The 18,627-nt window shown below is 65.0% G+C and carries 19 protein-coding genes and 1 pseudogene; 8 read left to right on the forward strand and 12 right to left on the reverse strand.

Annotated features, from left to right (window positions below; all coding sequences use genetic code 11):
- Window positions 1-91: 91 nt before the first annotated feature.
- The gene (locus ABIA42_RS28115; protein WP_370119017.1) at window positions 92-232 is read right to left on the reverse strand and encodes a hypothetical protein; all 141 of its coding nucleotides are present in this window, start codon (window positions 230-232) and stop codon (window positions 92-94) included.
- Between the two features lie 9 nt (window positions 233-241).
- Window positions 242-1,984, reverse strand: coding sequence for an outer membrane beta-barrel protein (locus tag ABIA42_RS28120; RefSeq protein WP_370119014.1), 1,743 nt, complete (start codon window positions 1,982-1,984; stop codon window positions 242-244).
- A gap of 193 nt (window positions 1,985-2,177) precedes the next feature.
- On the opposite strand from ABIA42_RS28120, the gene ABIA42_RS28125 reads away from it, so the two are divergent.
- Window positions 2,178-3,185: an SIS domain-containing protein gene (locus ABIA42_RS28125; protein WP_271531747.1), complete on the forward strand. Its 1,008-nt coding sequence runs from the start codon at window positions 2,178-2,180 to the stop codon at window positions 3,183-3,185.
- Between the two features lie 126 nt (window positions 3,186-3,311).
- Here ABIA42_RS28125 and ABIA42_RS28130 read toward each other — a convergent pair.
- A pseudogene (locus ABIA42_RS28130) lies at window positions 3,312-3,868 on the reverse strand (carboxymuconolactone decarboxylase family protein).
- A gap of 71 nt (window positions 3,869-3,939) precedes the next feature.
- On the opposite strand from ABIA42_RS28130, the gene ABIA42_RS28135 reads away from it, so the two are divergent.
- A complete protein-coding gene (locus tag ABIA42_RS28135; protein WP_271531743.1) occupies window positions 3,940-4,266 on the forward strand; it encodes a helix-turn-helix domain-containing protein in 327 nt (108 codons plus the stop codon).
- Between the two features lie 219 nt (window positions 4,267-4,485).
- On the opposite strand, the gene ABIA42_RS28140 is transcribed toward ABIA42_RS28135, so the two are convergent.
- From ABIA42_RS28140 to hemH, 5 genes are all read right to left on the reverse strand, one after another.
- The gene (locus ABIA42_RS28140; protein WP_271531741.1) at window positions 4,486-4,929 is read right to left on the reverse strand and encodes an NfeD family protein; all 444 of its coding nucleotides are present in this window, start codon (window positions 4,927-4,929) and stop codon (window positions 4,486-4,488) included.
- A gap of 53 nt (window positions 4,930-4,982) precedes the next feature.
- A complete protein-coding gene (locus tag ABIA42_RS28145) occupies window positions 4,983-5,981 on the reverse strand; it encodes an SPFH domain-containing protein (RefSeq protein WP_370119010.1) in 999 nt (332 codons plus the stop codon).
- Window positions 5,982-6,170: 189 nt separating this feature from the next.
- Entirely contained in the window at window positions 6,171-6,620 is a 450-nt protein-coding gene (locus ABIA42_RS28150; RefSeq protein WP_370157178.1) for a hypothetical protein, read from the reverse strand.
- Window positions 6,621-6,816: 196 nt separating this feature from the next.
- Entirely contained in the window at window positions 6,817-7,794 is a 978-nt protein-coding gene (locus ABIA42_RS28155) for an ABC transporter substrate-binding protein (RefSeq protein ID WP_271531735.1), read from the reverse strand.
- A gap of 10 nt (window positions 7,795-7,804) precedes the next feature.
- Complete coding sequence (gene hemH, locus ABIA42_RS28160) at window positions 7,805-8,842, reverse strand: ferrochelatase (protein WP_370119003.1); 1,038 nt, start codon at window positions 8,840-8,842, stop codon at window positions 7,805-7,807.
- Window positions 8,843-8,925: 83 nt separating this feature from the next.
- Here hemH and ABIA42_RS28165 point away from each other — a divergent pair, with 83 nt between their 5' ends.
- Window positions 8,926-9,324: an MAPEG family protein gene (locus ABIA42_RS28165; RefSeq protein ID WP_271531730.1), complete on the forward strand. Its 399-nt coding sequence runs from the start codon at window positions 8,926-8,928 to the stop codon at window positions 9,322-9,324.
- A gap of 40 nt (window positions 9,325-9,364) precedes the next feature.
- On the opposite strand, the gene ABIA42_RS28170 is transcribed toward ABIA42_RS28165, so the two are convergent.
- Genes ABIA42_RS28170 through ABIA42_RS28180 form a run of 3 tightly spaced genes read right to left on the reverse strand, consistent with a single transcriptional unit; the run spans window position 9,365 to window position 13,205 of the window.
- Window positions 9,365-10,489 (reverse strand): nickel/cobalt transporter, encoded by a 1,125-nt coding sequence (locus ABIA42_RS28170; RefSeq protein ID WP_271531728.1) that lies wholly within the window; start codon window positions 10,487-10,489, stop codon window positions 9,365-9,367.
- Window positions 10,486-11,124, reverse strand: a complete 639-nt coding sequence (locus ABIA42_RS28175; RefSeq protein ID WP_271531726.1) for a DUF1007 family protein — start codon at window positions 11,122-11,124, stop codon at window positions 10,486-10,488. Before ABIA42_RS28175 ends, ABIA42_RS28170 begins: the two co-directional genes overlap by 4 nt.
- Entirely contained in the window at window positions 11,124-13,205 is a 2,082-nt protein-coding gene (locus ABIA42_RS28180; RefSeq protein ID WP_271531723.1) for a M3 family metallopeptidase, read from the reverse strand. The genes ABIA42_RS28175 and ABIA42_RS28180 overlap by 1 nt, the downstream gene beginning before the upstream one ends.
- Window positions 13,206-13,340: 135 nt before the next feature.
- Here ABIA42_RS28180 and ABIA42_RS28185 point away from each other — a divergent pair, with 135 nt between their 5' ends.
- The 5 genes from ABIA42_RS28185 (at window position 13,341) to ABIA42_RS28205 (ending at window position 18,169) form a co-directional block, all read left to right on the forward strand.
- A complete protein-coding gene (locus tag ABIA42_RS28185) occupies window positions 13,341-13,595 on the forward strand; it encodes a hypothetical protein (protein ID WP_271531721.1) in 255 nt (84 codons plus the stop codon).
- 671 nt (window positions 13,596-14,266) lie between these two features.
- Complete coding sequence (locus ABIA42_RS28190; protein WP_319339270.1) at window positions 14,267-15,409, forward strand: type III PLP-dependent enzyme; 1,143 nt, start codon at window positions 14,267-14,269, stop codon at window positions 15,407-15,409.
- Window positions 15,410-15,539: 130 nt separating this feature from the next.
- A complete protein-coding gene (locus ABIA42_RS28195; protein ID WP_370118996.1) occupies window positions 15,540-16,127 on the forward strand; it encodes a GNAT family N-acetyltransferase in 588 nt (195 codons plus the stop codon).
- A 143-nt stretch (window positions 16,128-16,270) separates the two neighbouring features.
- Window positions 16,271-16,660 (forward strand): RidA family protein, encoded by a 390-nt coding sequence (locus ABIA42_RS28200; protein WP_370123880.1) that lies wholly within the window; start codon window positions 16,271-16,273, stop codon window positions 16,658-16,660.
- A gap of 66 nt (window positions 16,661-16,726) precedes the next feature.
- Window positions 16,727-18,169 carry a homospermidine synthase gene (locus tag ABIA42_RS28205; protein ID WP_370118993.1) on the forward strand — a complete coding sequence of 481 codons (1,443 nt, stop codon included), beginning with the start codon at window positions 16,727-16,729 and terminating at the stop codon, window positions 18,167-18,169.
- A gap of 117 nt (window positions 18,170-18,286) precedes the next feature.
- Here the strand turns inward: ABIA42_RS28205 and ABIA42_RS28210 are convergent, their stop codons facing one another.
- Window positions 18,287-18,619 carry a hypothetical protein gene (locus tag ABIA42_RS28210; protein WP_370118990.1) on the reverse strand — a complete coding sequence of 111 codons (333 nt, stop codon included), beginning with the start codon at window positions 18,617-18,619 and terminating at the stop codon, window positions 18,287-18,289.
- Between the last annotated feature and the right edge of the window lie 8 nt (window positions 18,620-18,627).

Below are 18,627 nucleotides of genomic sequence, written 5' to 3' on the forward strand. Positions count from 1 at the left end.
CTCGTCAAACCGGAACAACACCTTGCCGTATTCAAGAAGCCTGTCGTTCGGTCGATAGCGTCGCGTCGAAACTTCGACATCCGACGGGACTTCACCTGGCATCAAGTGAAAAATGCTCGTTGGTTTCGCTCAGAGCCAGTAGTTTCTTGACGAGAAGGTCTCGACCTTCTGGATTGAGCCATAGCTCGAATTCGCCAGCCGAATTGATGTCCAAGGTAATTCGAGCAGCCATGATGGCCTCTCAATTCTGCAGCCTCACCCCAAGCAGCATCACCGTTCCCTGCGAACTCGACCCGGCCTGATTCGAATCCAGGATGTCGTGGCGGAGCGTGCCCTTGATCCAGATGTTGCGGTTGAGCTTGTAGATCAGGTTGCCTTCGAGCGAGTAGGTCTTGTCGTTGCGATTCTGGCCCTGGTAGTCGTAGGTGCCGTAGGTGAACTTGCCGACCGCCGTGAGCCAGCGGCGGAAGTCGTGGTCGACTTCGGCGGCGTAGGTGCGCACCAGGACGCCGGAGGAGCCGGGGATCGTGGTCTCGTTGATCTGCGTGTCGGTGAAGAATTTCACCGTGGTGAGGCCGCTGGCGTTCCAGATCAGGGAGCCCGTGGTGAGGAAGCCGGCGAGCTGGCTGAGACGCGGGTCGGTATAGTTGCGCGCGGAATAGCCGACCGAGATCTCGCCGGTGAGGATGCGCGAGAACTCGAAGGAGGAGCCGACCTTGGCGTAGCCGCCATTCGAGTCGCGGAAGTAGCCGTTGCGGTCGGCGGCCTGGTCGTGCACGCGGGTGTCGCCCTCGATCTCGACGAAGGGCTTCAGGCCCGGCTTGAGATCATAGGAGAAGCGACCGACGCCGCCGTATTGGTTGAAGTCGCGGTCGGTGTTGGGGAAGACCGAGCCGTCGGTGAGTTTCGAATCCGTGTAAGCCGTGCGATCGACGGTGGCGCCGGCGGCGACCTGGAAGCGATTGAAGGTCTGGTCGAAGCCGATCGTAGTGCCATAGGCGGCGTAGACCGGATATTTCTGCAGGCCGGCCTGCACGTTCGGGCTGCCGGGATTGTCGGTGGCGAGCCGCAGCCGCAGCTGCGAGGTCAGCTTGAAATCGCGGGTGACGTCGAGCCGGCCATCGACATGGCCGGTGAAATCGGGGCGGTTGGCCTCGACCGGCGACGGCGAGGCGAGGCCGTCGATCGTCGCCGGCATGTTGCTGGTGTAGCCCGAGAACGATCCGCGCAGATCTGCGACAAGCGCATGGCGCTCCCAATCGGACACCACGAGCAGATCGGGCGCGATCACATAGGCCGGCGAACCGACAGGCTTGTTGAGGCGCGTCGGATTGGTGTCATAGCCCGCGGAGAGCTCGAGCCCGCCCTTGATCAGAAAACTGCCGGCATAATCGCCGACGGCGCCGAACGGATCCTCATCGGCCCTCAGGCGGCGGCGCAGCGGCTGGCCAGGCACGTTGCCCGCCATCGCCGGCGGCACCGGGACCTTGTGCGCGGTCTCGGAGGGCGGCGACGCGATACGCGGCGGAGTGAGCGTGCGCTCCGGTGTTGTCGGCGGGGCCTTCGAGCCCGGACCGGCCGCGCGCTTCGGCTTCGGCTGGCCGGGATAAAGCTTTGGCTGCTGCCGCTTGCGGTTGAGCGAATCGTAGCCGGAACTGCTCGCGCCGGTGGCGGCGGGCAGGCCGTAGGTCGGGACCTGACCGATGCGCGAGGTCGCCGGCGTCTCGCGGGCCTTGCGCGGATCGGCATTGGGATCGGGCAGCGCCGGCAATGAATCTGATGGCGCCTGCGGCACGCCCGCGGTGCGGCGCGTCGGCAGCGTGTCGGGCGAGGCAAAACCGCCGCGGTTGGGATTGAACAGGTCGGGCGTGAGGCTCTGGGCGGCCGCCGGGGCGCTTCCGAGGGCCGTCAGCGCGAGGCACGGCAAAGCCGCGCGCAGGAAACGCGCGCGTTTGCTCCGGCCATTGCCTGGAGACGGCACCACGATGGAATAACCCCAACGAAATCAAACACTTTCACGATCATCCCCACCGGCTGGCAGGAACCATCGTTAATGGAGTTAAAACAATTATGGTTAATGACCGGTTGAGGGTGTTGGGGCGCTCGTCGCCTCGCTGGTCGGGGCGTGCTAAAGCAGGCGCCAACGGGCGAACGCCCCCTCCTCCCTGGACCAGCCCATGCCGAGCTCGAAACCGCTGATGACCGCATCATCCGGCCCCATCCCCGACAGCGTCGAATCCGCGCTCCGTACGCTGGAGACCGAGAGCGGCGGCATCAACGCGCTCGCCGCAGCTCTGCGCGGCCCACTGGGCGCGACCTTCGCGAAAGTCGTCGACCTGATCCGCAACGCCAAGGGCCGCGTCATCGTCACCGGGCTCGGCAAGTCCGGACATATGGGCCGCAAGATCGCGGCGACGCTGGCCTCGACCGGCACGCCCGCCTTCTTCGTGCACGCCGCCGAAGCCGGCCATGGCGACCTCGGCATGATCACCACCGACGACGTCATCATGGCGCTGTCCTGGTCCGGCGAGCAGCCGGAGATGAAGAACCTCGTGAACTATTCGGCGCGCTTTGCGATTCCCATGATCGCGGTGACGTCGAACGCCGCGTCCTCGCTCGGCCAGGCCGCCGATCTCGTCATCGAGCTGCCGAAGGCGCGCGAGGCCTGCCCGCACAATCTGGCGCCGACCACCTCGACCCTGATGCAGGCCGCGATTGGCGACGCCATCGCGATCGCGCTGCTCGAAGGCCGTGGCTTCACCGCGCTGGAATTTGCGCATTTCCACCCCGGCGGCAAGCTGGGCGCGATGCTGAAATTCGTTCGCGACTACATGCGCACCGGCGCGGAGATTCCGGTCAAGCCTGAAGGCACCAAGATGTCGGAGGCCGTGGTCGAGATGTCGGCCAAGGGGCTCGGCTGCGTCTGCATCGTCAACGCTGCGGGCGAGGCCGTCGGCATCATCACCGACGGCGATCTGCGCCGCCACATGCGGCCCGACCTTTTGACCGTGTCGGTCGATGAGATCATGACGAAGCAGCCCAAGTCGGTGCCGCCCACGATGCTCGCAACCGAGATGATCGAGGTGCTGAACACCCGCAAGATCACGACGCTGCTGGTGACGGAGGCGGGCAAGGTGGTCGGCATCGTGCATCTGCACGATCTGCTGCGCGCGGGGGTGGCGTAGGGCACGCACTCTCCACGGAGTCATTCCGGGGCGATGCAAAGCATCGAACCCGGAATCTCGAGATTCCGGGTTCACGCTTCGCGTGCCCCGGAATGACAGCGAGAGTGTGGCTCGCAATGACGGCGATTAGAGCGGCGCCGGAAACCGTGCCGCGTTCTCCTCCAGGGGCAGTCGCAGCCCGTTCGCCAGATACGACACGGTGCGATAGAAGCCGCACAGGAGCATGATCTCCAAGATCTGTGCCTCGTCGTGATGCGCCGAGAGTGCGACGAATTCCTCGTCGCTCAACGTCGCGCGGTGATGCAGCGCGTCGACGGCTGCGATCAGCGCCTGCTCGCCCGGTGACCAGCATGTTGATGCTGCGTCGCCCTGCACCGTCGCACGCACTTCTTCCTCGGTGAGCTTTGCCGGCCGGCAAAGATCGCGACATGCACGCCCCATTCGTATTCGCATCTGTTCAGTGCGCAGGTGCGGTCGATGACGATCTCGCGCTGGCGCAGGGAGAGCGGGCCGGGATCGAGCAGGCCGCCGGCGCGAAACTTGTCCCAGGCGCGGCTGTGGCCCGCCATCACCCGGAACAGCACCAGCGGCGGCGCGCCGCGCATGATGCGATCGAGCTGCGCCTGGATCTCCGGGGGATAAGGCGGCGTGAGCGGGGCGATGCGCGGTGCGGCTTCGGACATGGGCCGGCTCCTTTGCTACATTTATAGTAGCAATACGCTACATTATTTGTAGCATGACGCAAGAGGCGACGATGGTGAAACAGGCTGGCTCGAAGACACGCAGCGTTCGCGGCTCGCGCACCGGGCGGCCGATAATGGCGTTGCTCGACCTGCTCGGCCGGCGCTGGACCTTGCGGATATTATGGGAGTTGCGCGAAGAGTCCCTCACTTCGCGCGCGCTGCGCAGCGCCTGCGACGAGGCCTCGCCGACGGTGCTGCAAGCGCGGCTGACCGAACTGCGCGAGGCGGGCTTCGTGGAGCTGGGCGACGGCGGAGGCTATGGGCTGACGGCACTGGGGCGGGACTTGTGCGAAACGTTCATGCCGCTGCACAGGTTTGCGGAGCGGTGGAAGAAGTAGAGCTTTTTCCTACCCTCCCCTGGAGGGCAGGGGAATCGCATGTGCACATTTTGCAGAGGTCGTCATGCCCGGGCTTGTCCCGGGCATCCACGTTCTTGTGCTGCGTGGAAACGCGTGGATGGCCGGGACAAGCCCGGCCATGACGCTGTAGAAACAGTCGGTGCCCCACAACTCACACCTCACATGCGATGGCCCTGCCCTCCAGGGGAGGGTAAGAAGCTACGCGACAGCGACGGTCAGGTTCGCACCGTCAACTTGCACCACCTTGACCCGCGTCCCGGCCGGCGTATCCGGACCGGCAACGCGCCACACCGTGTCGCCGATACGCATGGTGCCGCTGCCGTCGATGATCGGCTTCTCCAGCGTGAACTCGCGCCCGAGCAGAGCTTCGCTGCGCTTGTTGAGGAAGGGGCTCGCGCTCGCGTCCGGCTTGGGCCGGGCGAGGCGGCGCCACACCGGTACGGCGGCCGCGGCGAAGACCGCGAACATCACGAGCTGTAGCTGCCATGACACCACGACCGCGAACGAGATCAGCCCGACCAGCAGCGCGGCGAGCCCGAGCCAGAACAGGAAGATGCCCGGCGCCAGCACCTCCAGAGCCATCAGGAGAAAGCCGAGAATCAGCCAGTTCCAGGTTCCGAGCGAGACGAACATGTCGGTCATGACACGACCTCTAAATTGGCGAATGTCCTCATCGGAAGGCCATGCGGCTGTCACTATCCCTGCCGCGGCGGCACCGCCGGCGGCGTGCTGCCAGTCGTCGGCACCGAGCCGCCGCGGCGGGCGGCCGCGGACACCGCGCCTTCGCCGAATGTTGCCTTGGCGATCTCGCCGATGCCGGCGAGCGAGCCCAGCATGCTCATCGCTTCGACCGGAAGCATGATGACCTTCTGGTTCGGCGAGTCCGCCAGCTGCCCGAACGCCTTGATATACTTGTCGGCGATGAAATAGTTCAATGCGGCGACGTCGCCCTTGGAAATCGCTTCGCTCACCATCTGAGTGGCCTTCGCCTCGGCCTCCGCCGAACGCTCGCGTGCCTCGGCGTCGCGGAACGCCGCTTCCTTGCGGCCTTCCGCCTGGAGGATCTGGCCCTGCTTGGCGCCCTCGGCGCGCAGGATTTCCGACTGGCGTTGGCCTTCGGCCGCCAGAATGTCGGCACGCTTGACGCGCTCGGCCTTCATCTGCCGGCCCATGGCCTCGACGAGGTCGGCCGGCGGCACGATGTCCTTGATCTCGATGCGGTTGACCTTGAGACCCCAGGGCGAGACCGCGGCATCGACCACGCGGAGCAGGCGCTCGTTGATCTCGTCGCGATGCGACAGCACCTGGTCGAGATCCATCGAGCCCATCACCGACCGGATGTTGGTCATGGTGAGGACCGTGATGCCCTGGTTGAGATTGGCGACCTCGTAGCTCGCCTTTGCGGCATCGAACACCTGGTAGAAGGCGACGCCGTCCACCGTCACGGTGGCGTTGTCCTTGGTGATCACCTCCTGTTCTGGAATGTCGATCACCTGCTCCATCATGTTGATCTTGCGCCCGACGCGATCGAAATAGGGCACGATCAGATTGAGGCCGGGGCTCAGCGTCTGCGTGTATTTGCCGAACCGCTCGATGGTCCAGTCATAGCCCTGCGGCACCGTCTTCACGCCGGCCACCAGCGTGACGATGACGAGCAACACCAGAACAATCGCGAAAATGTCGAAACCGCTCATATCTCCTCCAAGCCGGGAAAAAGCCCTTTCCGGCGCTGTCATTGGTCGGCATCACGATCCTACCGGTTCAGCGGTCGCAACTCACGTCGGTTTGCCGCGACTGTTCCGCAAGAACAGCGGCGAGTGCATTTATTTGAACCGACCGGACCACAGCCATTGAAAAACGGCAGCGGCCACCCACAGGCTGATCTAGTTGGACCAGCCGAAATTGACCGGCTTCAGCCCGACGAGCTCGGGCCGCTCCTTTCGCAGTTTCGCCAGCTGGACGGCCGTCGGCCTTGTCTCGAAATTGCGTGGCTGCCCCGGAAAGACGGTCGCCACGTAGTACAGCCCGGGCGAGAGGATATCGATCTTGGGCGTACGCACCGGCACGAATCCCGACGACACGCCATTCGGAAGATAGGTGCCCGTGCGGCCCGTCGTCGTGTAGTTCTGCAGCTCAAGCCCGGTCGTTCCGACAGCGACAGGAATGGCGGCAAATCCATCGGGGGCAAGGCTGATTCCACGGGCATTGATCGCCGGAAAACCGCTGTGAACGAACTGAAGATAGTTGATAGTCTCGGTGCCGCCGTTTCCGACCAGTAGGATGGCCGCATCGCCCTTCACGGCGCTGCCTGCCCGTACCGCGTCCGGATACATAGTGGACGCAACATCACCGGTCGTATTGCAGCCTGCGAGCGCGCAGGCCACGATAGCGACAAAGACCCATCCTCGCATTGACCGAAACCCGCCGCCTTGTGCCGTCCGTCGCAGCCACCGAATGGCGACAGACTCCCCACCGTCATTATGTCAGACCCTTGCGGGCCTCTCCAGACGGAGAGTAGCTCCGGCGATGTTATTCAACCACGGAGTTGGCGATCGCCAGCAGCGAGGGTGAAATCACCAGGTCGAGTGACTTGGCCGTCTTCAGGTTGATCGTCAGCTCGAACTTGGTCGGGTTCTGGACCGGCAGATCGGCCGCCTGCGCGCCCTTCAGAATGCGGTCGATGTAGTCCGCGGCGCGCCGGAGCTGCTCGGCGCTGTCGGTGCTGTAGGACATCAGCCCGCCCTCGTCGACGAAGGTGCGGCTCCAGAATACCGCGGGCACGCGCGCCTGTGCGATCGCCGAGAGCAGTTGCGCGCGGTTGGCCATGGTGAAGAAGTCCGGCAGGACCAGGATGGCGCCGTCTTTGCGCGAAGCCAGCGCCCCGATCGAGGCGGCGTCATGGACTGGCGCGGGCTCGACCGTCACGTGCAGCGTCCGTGCGGCATCCTCGATGGTGCGCAGCATCAGGGGCGCGAACGGCGCGGTGGCGGGATTGTAGACTACGAGCACGCGGCGGACGGGCGGCGTGACCTGGGTCAGCATCTCCAGCCATTTGCCGGCGAGCGGACCGTCATAGTCGGTGAAGCCGGTGATGTTGCCGCCGGGATGCGCGAGGTTTTCGACAAAGCCCTGGTTGACGGGATCGGTGACGACGGCGAACACGATCGGGATCGTCGTGGTACGCCGGCGCAGCTCCTCCACCGAGGGCGTGCCGACCGCGAGCATGACGTCGGGCTTGAGCGCGATCAGCTCGTCCGCAAGCTGCGCGATGCGGGCGCGGTCGCCGCCGCCACTGCGCCAGGCGATCTTGAGGTTGTCGCGCTCCTTCCAGCCAAGGCCGGCGAGCGCCTCGACCAGGATCGTGCTGCGGGCCTGCCCGATCGCGTCATCGGCGGCCGTGACTGAGAGCACGCCGAGCCGCCGGGTCGCGTGCGGCGGCTGCCCCAATACCGGGGCCGGCAGCCCCACGATCATCCCGAGAAGCGCCAGGCACTCGCGGCGGTTCATGGGGCGCCCATCAGATCCAGCCCTGAAGCTCGCGCAGCACCAGGGTTCGGATCACGTCCATGCCGGGTTCGCTGTCGTTGAGACACGGGATCGCGGAAAACTGCTCGCCGCCATTGTGCTTGAAGATCTCGGCGTTCTCCTGCGCGATCTCCTCCAGCGTCTCCAGACAGTCGGCGGAAAAGCCCGGCGTCACCACCGCGATGCGGCGCACGCCTTCCTTGGCGAGCCGCTCCATGGTCTTGTCGGTGTAGGGCTGGAGCCACTCGTCATTGCCGAAGCGCGACTGGAAGGTCAGCAGCAGCTTTGTCTCGTCCATGCCGAGCCGGCGGCGCAGCGCCTGCGTCGTGGCATTGCAGTGCTGCTGGTAGGGATCGCCCTTCTCGACATAGGATTTGGGCATGCCGTGGAAGGACGCCACGATCAGCTCCGGCTTGAAGGACAGCGTCGCCAGATGCGCCTCGATCGAGGTCGCGAGCGCCTCGATATAGGCAGCGTCGTGATAATAGGGCGGCGTCACCCGCAGCGTCGGCTGGTTACGCAAGCGGGCCAGCACGCGGAACACTTCGTCGCAGACGGTCGCCGAGGTCGAGGCGGAATATTGCGGATAGAGCGGCACGGCGAGAATGCGCTCGCACCCCTTCGCGATCAGCGCGTCGATGCCCGATTTGATCGAGGGATTGCCGTAGCGCATCGCCCAGTCGACAACGACGTGGCCGCGGTCCGACAAGGCTGCTGCGAGCTTGTCGCTTTGCGAGCGCGTGATGGTCTTCAGCGGCGACTCGTTCCGCTCGGTGTTCCAGATCTTCTGGTAGTCCAACGCCTTGGTGCGGGGACGGCTGCGCAGGATGATCCCGTTCAGCACCAGCTTCCAGATCAGGCCCTGGTCCTCGATGACGCGGGCGTCACTGAGGAACTCCCTGAGGTAGACCCGTACGCCCGGCGCATCGGCGGTGTCAGGCGTTCCGAGATTGACCAGGAGCACGCCAACGCGCGGCGAGGCTGATCGGGTGGCCGGTCTCGTGGTCTCGATGGGGACGACACTGGTCATGGCACTGTGGGTCGCGCGTTGGTCCGAACTTGTCAAGATGAGCCGGGGTTCGCTAGGGTCGCACCCAAGCGGGGGGAGACAAGATGACGCTCGCGGAATGGTGCGTATTCGGAGCGCTGCTGCTCTATCTCTCAACGATCGCCTCGGTCAAATGGATCAGGTTTCGCCGCTTCGACAATTCCCGGCCGCGCGATCCCGCCTTTTATGAGGACGCCCTCTCGCAGCGCGCACTCGGTGCACATCAGAACGGCATCGAGACCTTTCCGTTCTTCGCCTTCGCGGTGCTGCTTGCCGAATACCGGGACTCCCCGCAGCGCCTGATCGACGAGCTCGCGGCGCTGTTCCTGATCGTGCGCCTCGCCTATGTGCTGACCTATCTCGGCAACCGCCCGACCCTGCGCTCGATTCTCTGGAGCATCGGCTTTGCGATCAATCTCGCGATCTTCTTCATGCCGGCCTTGAAACGGTTCCTGCCGGTGTGAGCTTCTCTTCTTCCTTCTCCCTTGTGGAGAGAGGAAGAATTCAGAAACACGTCGTTCGTTCGGCGGCGATGTAGCCGAACAGCAGGCCGACGCCGAACAGCAGCACGAGCCCGGCGGCGCCGAATTCGATGCCGCGCATGAAGAGAGCACCGCCGCCGTCGCGCCCGGCGCTGAGGCGGGCGGCGATGTCCTTGGCGGAGACGGCGACGATCGCGATGGCCGCGACCGTGATCGCGGTGCCGAGACCCATCAGGAAGGTTGCGGCGACGCCGGCCCAGAACAGGCCCTGGGCCAGTGCGAACACCAGGACCAGGATCGCGCCCGAGCACGGGCGGATGCCGACGGTCAGGATCGCAGCGAACCCGCGCCGCCAGCCACCGGGCCCGGCCAGCTCGCCGGGGGTGGGGCCGTGGGAGTGGCCGCAATGCTCGTCATGAACGTGACCATGCCCGTGGTCATGGTGAGCGTGGCTGTGGCCACGGCGGTGATCGTGCCCGTGATCGTGGTCATGATGAGCATGGGCATCACGGTGATGGTGATGATCGTGGTCATGATGGTGCGGCACGCCCGCAATCGCCGGCACCGGCTGGGCGGCCTGAAGCGCGCGGATGAAGGTGCCGCCCTTGACCCAGACCAGGCGCAGGCCGAACAGCGCGATCAGGGCGTAGCTCGCGATCTCGATCACCCCTTCCGCCTTGCACATGGTCTTTGCGGTCGCATTCAGGATCCAGGCCGAAATGCCGACGATGAGGATCGCCACCAGCGACTGCATCAGGGCAGAGGCGAAGGACAGCGCAATGCCGCGGCGCGCGGTCTCGCGGTTGGCAACCAGATAGGAGGCGATGACCGCCTTGCCGTGGCCGGGACCGGCGGCGTGAAAGATGCCATAGGCAAACGAGATGAACAGCAGCGTCCACACCGCCGAGCCGTCGGACTTCGCGGCCCGGATGGTCGCCGACATCTGGCGATAGAATTCCGACTGTTTTGCCAGTAGCCAGCCGATGACGCCGCCGGACTCAGGCCCGGCCGCCTGCTGTTGGCGCGGCGCGCCGAACGGATTTTGCGCGAGCAGATCGTGGAGCGCGGCATCGGCCACGGCCGCGACCAGCAGGACGGCGGTGCAGGCGAGCAGCCCGCGCGCGAGCGGAGAGAGTTGCGGCTTCAAGGGCAATCCACCGTGATCTTGTTGGCGAACATCATGCCGAAATTCGAGTTCTCGCCGTTCAGGAAGGTCTGCTCGTTGAGCTTCTGCGCGCTCGCGGTGCCGTCGTTCGGTCGCTCCAGCTTCATCTGGCAGCCCGCGGGCGCGCCGACCAGCTTGACCGGATTGTCCTTGGCCATCTGGAAGTCGATGAAGAAGGAACGGTCGAACACTTCGAGCACCAGTTGCTTCGGCTTGACCGGATTCTTCAGTGGCAGCGTGAAGTGCAGGGTCAGCACCGTGTCCTTGTAATCGAGGAAGTAGTCGACCGGCTCCTGGAATCTTTCCTTCTTGCCGTCGGCTCGCGCAAAGGTGAAGTAGGCATATTCCTTAAGTGACTCGACATTGGTCTGCGCCAGCGGCGTCAGCTCCTCGCGCGTATAGACGCCCTTGGTCTTGCTTTCGAGCCCCTGCACCGCATAGGTCGAGAACATATCGTCGAAGGTCCAGGCATGGCGCACGCCGGTGATGCTGCCGTCCGCCGCATAGAGCAGCTCGCTGGTCGCGGTGATCCAGACATGCGGATGCGCGCTCGCCGCACCTGATACGAGCGACAGGCCGGCAGCGAGCAGCCATCCGAACAGGGTGCGCATCTCCATCAGGCCGCCTTTGCGTCGTCGAGCAGGCCGCGGCGGCGGAGCAGCGCGTCGGGCTCGGGCGGGCGGCCGCGGAAGGCCTCGTAGGCAGCTTCGGGATCGACCGATCCGCCGCTCGAGTAGATGTCGTCATGCAGACGTTTGGCGACCGCGGGATCGAAGATGTCCCCGGCCTCCTCGAACGCGCCGAAAGCATCGGCGTCCATCACCTCCGACCACATGTAGCTGTAATAGCCCGCGGCATAATGATCGCCGGTGAAGATGTGGCCGAACTGCGTGGGCCGGTGCCGCAGCGCGATCTCCTCGGGCATGCCGATCTTCTCCAGCTCGCGTCTTTCGAAGGCGCGGACATCCTGCGCGGCAGCGGCCGGCTGGGTGTGGAATTCGAGGTCGATCAGCGCCGAGGAGACGAACTCGACCGTGGCAAAGCCCTGATTGAATTTTCGCGCGGCCAGGAACCGTTGCAGCAGCTCATCCGGCAGCGGCTCGCCGGTCTGGTAATGGCGGGCGAACTTTTGCAGCACCTCCGGCCGCTCCTGCCAGTGCTCGTAGAGCTGCGAGGGCAGCTCGACGAAGTCGGTGAACACGGAGGTGCCCGACAGCGAGGGATAGGTCACGTTGGAGAGCATGCCGTGCAGGCCGTGGCCGAACTCGTGGAACAGGGTGCGGGCGTCGTCGGGCGACAGCAGCGAAGGCTCGCCGCCGGCTCCCTTGGCAAAATTGCAGATGTTGAGGACGAGCGGCGCGACATCGCCGTCGAGCTTCTGCTGGTCGCGCAGCGAGGTCATCCAGGCGCCGGAGCGCTTCGAGGGCCGGGCGAAGTAGTCGCCATAGAACAGCGCCTTGTGCTTGCCGTCCGGCCCCTTCATCTCCCAGACCCGGACGTCCGGGTGCCAGACCGGAACGTCCTTGCGCTCCTCGAAGGTGATGCCGAACAGGCGCGTGGCGCAGTCGAATGCAGCGGCGATCATGTTGTCGAGCGCAAGATAAGGCTTGATGGCGGCGTCGTCGAAATTGGCGCGCTGAAGGCGCAGCTTCTCGGCATAGAAGCGCCAGTCCCAGGGCGCGAGCTTGAAATTGCCGCCCTCTTCCGTGATCAGCGCCTGCATCTCGTCGCGGTCCGCGAGCGCGCGTGCCCGCGCCGGCTTCCAGACCCGCTCCAACAGGCTCCGCACCGCATCCGGCGTCTTGGCCATGGAGTCCTCGAGCCGGTAGGCGGCGTAGGTCGGGTAGCCCAGGAGCTTGGCGCTTTCCTCGCGCAGCTTCAGGATCTCGACGATGGTCGCGTTGTTGTCGTTGGCGTTGCCGTTGTCGCCACGCGCGATGAAGGCCTTGTAGACCTTCTCGCGCAGGTCACGCCGGGCCGAGCTCTTCAGGAACTGCTCGACCGAGGAACGCGACAGCGTGACGATGGCCTTGCCTTCCATGCCGCGCTCTTCTGCCGCAGCCTTGGCGCTGGCGACAAAGCTCTCCGGCAGGCCCTGACGGTCGGCCTCCGCCAACTCCATGAACCACTCCTGCTCGTCCCCGAGTAGATGGTGGCTGAAGCCGGTGCCGAGCTGGGCCAGCCTCTCGTTGATCTCGGCCATCCGCGCCTTGGCCTCATCCGAGAGACCGGCGCCGGAGCGGTGGAAGCGGGTGTAGGTGCGCTCCAGCAGGCGAAGCTGCTCGGGCGTGAGCCCAAGATTGGCGCGGTTCTCGTGCAGCTGGGCGATGCGGCCGAACAGCACGGCGTTCATCATGATCGGATTCCAGTGCCGCGCCATCCGCAAGGAGATCTCCTTGTCGATCTCCAGGATGGCCGGGTTGGAATGCGCCGAGACGAGGTCGTAGAAGACCGCCGCAATCTTGCTCAGCAGCTTGCCCGAGCGCTCCAGCGCCGTGATGGTGTTGGCGAAGTCGGGCGCCGCCGGATCGTTGATGATCGCCGCGATCTCGGCGGAGTGGTCGGCGAAGGCCTGCTCGAACGCCGGCAGGAAGTGCTCTGGCTCGATCTCGTCGAAGGGCGGGGTCGCAAACGGCGTCAGCCAGGCCTTCAGCAGCGGGTTGGTCTCGGCGTCCGTAGTTTGGCGGGTTTCTGACATCACAAGTCCCGAATTCGTGGCTCGATTGTTGCGGCCAGCTATAGCACGCGATGGGGCTTTTTTGGGCCATTTGCCCTTGCTCCCGGCCGCCTTTTCGGGGAGATTGCGCCCCTCGAAGCTACGGACCCTGAGCTCATGAACGCGCCTTCCTCATCTTCCCGTCAGATCGCCTGGCCGAGCGTCATCACCGTCATCAGCGCCGCCATCCTGATCGGCGCCGAGGTGTTCGGCGCGGCCTTTGCCGGCGGCTGGGCGCTCGCGATCCTGTTCGGGCTCGGCGACCAGGGCGCCCACATCCTCCAGGCCGTGCTGTTCGCACTCGGCGTGCTGGTGATGACCGCGTTCATCCGCGGAGCGCAGCGCATCGAGCCGTTCACGAAGCGCGGCTGACGCTCACGCGCGACAGATACGCGCGCTGCACGAAGAAGCTTAACGCGCGTTCATCTTCCGCGTCGCTCGCGCAACACTGCGCAAGCAGATGTTAGGCAATTCGGTTGCCAGCCTAAAAAAATTCTTGCGAAGCAGAGTCAAAACGCTTATGTGCGGATTTGCCCAATTTCGCACGTGCCTGTGGTCGTGTGTCAGTCGGTAGGTATCCGGACAAGAGGCCGGACAGCCGCCAAGGGGTGAAGAAGCCGAGGGGCTCTTCGGAAGTGCAGAAGTCGGAAGACCGAAGGTCGGACGACGAAGCAAACCCGGAGCGCCCAGCATCTCTCTCAAAGAGGTGCCATGTCGAAGGTGACTTTACTCTTTGCAACCGTGACTGGCAGCCGGAGGCGAACCGGCGCACCCCGCTCTCAACGGGGGACGCGACTTAAAGCAACGACGGATCGGGCTTTTTTGGTCTCTACCGGCAGTCCAACGCCGGCGCGGGCTACTGAAAAGGCTTGTCCTTCATTGCCAGGTGTGCGGGCGGGAACACTCCCAACCAATCCACGGCAGCACAGTCTGGTTTGAGTCTTGTGGCTTCGTCGCGCCTCCATCGCGCGATCCGGCCAGAGCACTCTTATCCGGCGTCATGTTTTGAACGGGCCCGTCGCTGGGCCGTTTGGGAGAGTGCCATGACCGAACGTATCCAGGAATTCCTGCGCAATCGCCGCAAGGATGGCCTCGACACCGAGCCGTGCCTCGTCGTCGACCTCGAGGTCGTGCGCGACAACTACCAGAGCTTCGCCAAGGCGCTGCCAGACAGCCGCGTGTTCTACGCCGTCAAGGCGAACCCGGCGCCGGAAGTGCTGGCCCTGCTCGCCTCCATGGGCTCCTGCTTCGACACCGCGACCGTCGCCGAGATCGAGATGGCGCTGGCCGCTGGTGCGACGCCCGAACGCATCTCCTTCGGCAACACGATCAAGAAGGAGCGCGACATCGCGCGCGCCTTCGCGCTCGGCATCAGGCTGTTCGCGGTGGACTGCGCCGCCGAGGTCGAGAAGGTCGCCCGCGCCGCCCCCGGCGCGAAGGTGTTCTGCCGCATCCTCTATGACTGTGCCGGCGCCGAATGGCCGCTGTCGCGCAAGTTCGGCTGCGACCCGGAAATGGCGGTCGAGGTGCTCGACCTCGCCAAGCGCCAGGGACTGGAGCCGTGCGGCATCTCGTTCCATGTCGGCTCGCAGCAGCGTAAGGTGAAGGCGTGGGACCGTGCGCTGGCGATGGCCTCGCAGGTGTTCCGCGATTGCGCCGAGCGTGGCATCAACCTGTCCATGGTCAACATGGGCGGCGGCTTTCCGACCAGGTACCTGAAGGACGTGCCGCCGGTCGTGACCTACGGCCGCTCGATCTTCCGCGCGCTGCGCAAGCACTTCGGCAACCAGATCCCGGAAACCATCATCGAGCCGGGCCGCGGCATGGTGGGCAACGCCGGCATCATCGAATCCGAGGTCGTGCTCATCTCGAAGAAGAGCGACGAGGACGAGGTCCGCTGGGTCTACCTGGACATCGGCAAGTTCGGCGGTCTCGCCGAGACCATGGACGAGTCGATCCGTTACGCCATCCGCACCCGTCACGACGGCGCGGACATGACGCCGTGCGTGCTCGCAGGTCCGACCTGCGACAGCGCCGACGTGCTGTACGAGAAGAACCCATATCCGCTTCCCGTCACGCTCGAGATCGGCGACAAGGTGCTGATCGAAGGCACCGGGGCCTATACGTCGACCTACTCGTCGGTGGCGTTCAACGGCATCCCGCCGCTGAAGACGTACCACATCTGATCCGCCTCCCTGTTTGAGGCCTGACGAACCCGGGAGCCGGTCCGCCGGCTCCCTTCCTGACATTGCCATTCTGACGACGCTCGAGTCCGCGTGCCACTGGCGCATGGATTCAAGCGGGGACTGACGCGCCATGACTGCTCCTCGGAAGCCACAGATCGCCCTCTCCTCGAAAGCCGCTCCGTTCGCGATCCGCAACGAGCGTGCTGCCGACGTCGCGATGCGTGAGGCGCTGCTCGATGCCTGCTTTGGCGAGACCCGCCACGGCCGCACCTGCCAGCGCCTGCGCGACGGGCGCGCACCTGCCGCCGGTCTCGCGCTGGCAGCCGTGCGCGAGGGCAAGCTCGTGGGAACCGTGCGGCTGTGGCACGTCAGCGCCGGAGGCAGGCCCGCTCTGGTCCTCGGACCACTGGCGGTGGACCCTGCCTGCCGCGAGCTCGGGATTGGCGCCGCGCTGATGCATCAAGCGCTGGCCGCCGCCCGGGCGCGCGGACATGCCGCCGTGATCCTGCTCGGCGACGCGCCCTATTACGCCCGCTTCGGCTTCTCGGCGGAGAAGACCGGCGAGCTCTCGCTGCCCGGCCCGTTCGAGCGCGACCGCCTGCTGGCGGTCGAATTCACCGATGGTGCGCTCGATGGCGCCGAAGGGATGATCGTCTCGACCGGCGCAGCCCTGTCCAAACGGAGGGCGGTTCGCCCCCTCCAGGCGCACGCGGCCTGAGAGATCGCCTTCATAGCGAAGAGCGCGCCGTACTGAACGGCAGCGCCCAAACGCGGCTGCGCCGGCTTCCTTTGGGGTTGCGCAGGCGCGAGAAACGCCCTTTAACCCCGCGAAACACCCTCCGTCCGTCGAGGCCCATGACCATGTCCCGCCGCCTGATCTCCACCGGCTCGCCCCTCGAGAAGACCGTCGGCTACAGCCGCGCTGTGATCGACGGCGATTTTGCCTTCGTCGCGGGAACGACCGGCTATGACTACACGACGATGACGATGCCGGCCGATGTCACGAGCCAGTCACGCAACTGCTTCAAGACCATCGAAGCCGCCCTGAAGGAGGGTGGATTCGAGATGGCCGATATCGTTCGTGCGACCTACTACGTCACCGACGCCAGCTACATCGATGACCACTTCGCCGTCTGCGGCAAGGTTCTCGGCGACATCAGGCCGGCTGCGACGTTGCTTGTCGTCACCGCCCTCGCCAAGCCCGAGATGAAGGTCGAGATCGAAGTCACCGCCAAGCGCCGCAACATCTGACAAGCGCCGCAGCGCCTGATCCACCCCACCCTTTTGTCTGCCAGCACTTTCCGGAGAAACCATCCCATGAGCCCCGCCTCGCAGATCTACGCGAAGATCACCGGTCCCATCGTCATGGTCGGCTTCGGCTCCATCGGCAAAGGCACATTGCCGTTGATCGAGCGGCATCTCGACTACGACAAGTCGCGCATCACCGTGCTCGATCCCAAGGACGAGGGCCGCAAGGCGCTTTGCGAGAAGCACAATGTCAGGTTCATCCAGAAGGGCCTGACCAAGGACAATTATCGCGAGGTGCTGACCCCGCTGCTCACCGAGGGCGGCGGCCAGGGCTTTTGCGTCAATCTGTCGGTCGATACCGGCTCGACCGACATCATGGAGCTCTGCAACGAGCTCGGCGCTCTCTACATCGACACCGTCAACGAGCCCTGGCTCGGCTTCTATTTCGATCCTTCGAAGGGGACAGAAGCGCGCTCCAACTACGCCCTGCGCGAAACCACCCTGGCCGCCAAGAAGGCGCGCCCGGCGGGCTCGACGACGGCCGTCTCCTGCTGCGGCGCCAACCCTGGCATGGTCTCCTTCTTCGTCAAGCAGGCGCTGCTCAATGTCGCCGCTGATCTGAAGCTCAATGCTCCCAGGCCGAAGACCAAGGCGGAGTGGGCGGATCTGATGCGACAGGCCGGCATCAAGGGCATCCACATCGCCGAACGCGACACCCAGCGATCCAAGAAGCCCAAGGAGCCTGACGTCTTCGTCAACACCTGGTCGGTGGAAGGCTTCCTGTCGGAAGGCGTGCAGCCGTCCGAACTCGGCTGGGGCACCCATGAAAAATGGATGCCCGAGAACGCGCGGACCCACGAAGCCGGCTGCGGCGCCGCCATCTATCTGATGCAGCCCGGCGCCAACACGCGCGTGCGCACCTGGTGCCCGACCCGCGGCGCTCAATATGGCTTCCTCGTCACCCACAACGAGTCGATCTCGATCGCCGATTACTTCACGGTGCGTGACGCATCGGGCACGGCGATCTATCGGCCGACCTGCCACTATGCCTACCACCCGGCTGACGATGCCGTGCTGTCGCTGCATGAAATGTTCGGCCGCGCCGGGAAGATGCAGGAAAAGCACCACATCCTCGACGAGAACGAGATCGTCGATGGCATCGACGAACTCGGCGTGCTGCTGTTCGGCCATGACAAGAACGCCTACTGGTACGGCTCGCAGCTCTCGATCGAAGAGACCCGCAAGCTCGCGCCCTATCAGAACGCCACCGGCCTGCAAGTGACCTCCGCCGTGCTCGGCGGCATGGTGTGGGCGCTGGAAAACCCGAAAGCAGGCATCGTCGAAGCCGACGAGATGGATTTCGATCGCCTGCTCGAAATCCAGATGCCCTATCTCGGCCCCGTGAAGGGCTTCTACACCGACTGGACGCCGCTGACCGATCGTCCGGGACTGTTTCCGGAAGACATCGACACCAGCGATCCCTGGCAGTTCCGGAACGTTCTGGTGCGGTGACAACCAAGCCGCCATGCCAAGGCTCGTCCCGGGCACCCACGAACCAACTTCGTGCGGCTCCAAGAACGTGGATGGCCGGGACAAGCCCGGCCATGACGCTGCACTGCGAGCTTCTTCTTACTTCTCCTTGATCGGCGGCGCGATCTTCTCGGCCGGCGCCGGCGGCAAGGCCGGCTTGGTGGCAGCACCCTGCGTCTGGGAATCCGGTCGCGCGGGCTCAGGGGCCGGCGTGGTCGGCCGGTCACCGCCGGGCTTGGACTCCGCGGGCGTCCTGTTCTGATCGTCGGACGGAGTGCCCTGGAGCGGTGGCGTCGCCTGGGCCAGCTCCATCCGGCTTTCGGCGCGGATTTGCGCGAGGGACATCACCGACACCACGACGCCTGCTGCGAACAACGCGCCGGCAATTGTCAGATCGAGCTTCAGTCTGCGCTTCTCACCTTGGCCGGGCATATCGATCA

Source organism: Bradyrhizobium sp. USDA 327 (genome assembly GCF_041262065.1).
Lineage (GTDB): Bacteria > Pseudomonadota > Alphaproteobacteria > Rhizobiales > Xanthobacteraceae > Bradyrhizobium > Bradyrhizobium liaoningense.

Coding starts and splice junctions, on each gene's coding strand:
- ABIA42_RS28115 (WP_370119017.1), bottom strand. CDS start 232: ATGGCTGCTCGAATTACCTTGGACATCAATTCGGCTGGCGAATTCGAG.
- ABIA42_RS28125 (WP_271531747.1), top strand. CDS start 2,178: ATGCCGAGCTCGAAACCGCTGATGACCGCATCATCCGGCCCCATCCCC.
- ABIA42_RS28135 (WP_271531743.1), top strand. CDS start 3,940: ATGGTGAAACAGGCTGGCTCGAAGACACGCAGCGTTCGCGGCTCGCGC.
- ABIA42_RS28140 (WP_271531741.1), bottom strand. CDS start 4,929: ATGACCGACATGTTCGTCTCGCTCGGAACCTGGAACTGGCTGATTCTC.
- ABIA42_RS28145 (WP_370119010.1), bottom strand. CDS start 5,981: ATGAGCGGTTTCGACATTTTCGCGATTGTTCTGGTGTTGCTCGTCATC.
- ABIA42_RS28150 (WP_370157178.1), bottom strand. CDS start 6,620: ATGTATCCGGACGCGGTACGGGCAGGCAGCGCCGTGAAGGGCGATGCG.
- ABIA42_RS28155 (WP_271531735.1), bottom strand. CDS start 7,794: ATGAACCGCCGCGAGTGCCTGGCGCTTCTCGGGATGATCGTGGGGCTG.
- hemH (WP_370119003.1), bottom strand. CDS start 8,842: ATGACCAGTGTCGTCCCCATCGAGACCACGAGACCGGCCACCCGATCA.
- ABIA42_RS28165 (WP_271531730.1), top strand. CDS start 8,926: ATGACGCTCGCGGAATGGTGCGTATTCGGAGCGCTGCTGCTCTATCTC.
- ABIA42_RS28175 (WP_271531726.1), bottom strand. CDS start 11,124: ATGGAGATGCGCACCCTGTTCGGATGGCTGCTCGCTGCCGGCCTGTCG.
- ABIA42_RS28180 (WP_271531723.1), bottom strand. CDS start 13,205: ATGTCAGAAACCCGCCAAACTACGGACGCCGAGACCAACCCGCTGCTG.
- ABIA42_RS28185 (WP_271531721.1), top strand. CDS start 13,341: ATGAACGCGCCTTCCTCATCTTCCCGTCAGATCGCCTGGCCGAGCGTC.
- ABIA42_RS28190 (WP_319339270.1), top strand. CDS start 14,267: ATGACCGAACGTATCCAGGAATTCCTGCGCAATCGCCGCAAGGATGGC.
- ABIA42_RS28195 (WP_370118996.1), top strand. CDS start 15,540: ATGACTGCTCCTCGGAAGCCACAGATCGCCCTCTCCTCGAAAGCCGCT.
- ABIA42_RS28200 (WP_370123880.1), top strand. CDS start 16,271: ATGTCCCGCCGCCTGATCTCCACCGGCTCGCCCCTCGAGAAGACCGTC.
- ABIA42_RS28205 (WP_370118993.1), top strand. CDS start 16,727: ATGAGCCCCGCCTCGCAGATCTACGCGAAGATCACCGGTCCCATCGTC.
- ABIA42_RS28210 (WP_370118990.1), bottom strand. CDS start 18,619: ATGCCCGGCCAAGGTGAGAAGCGCAGACTGAAGCTCGATCTGACAATT.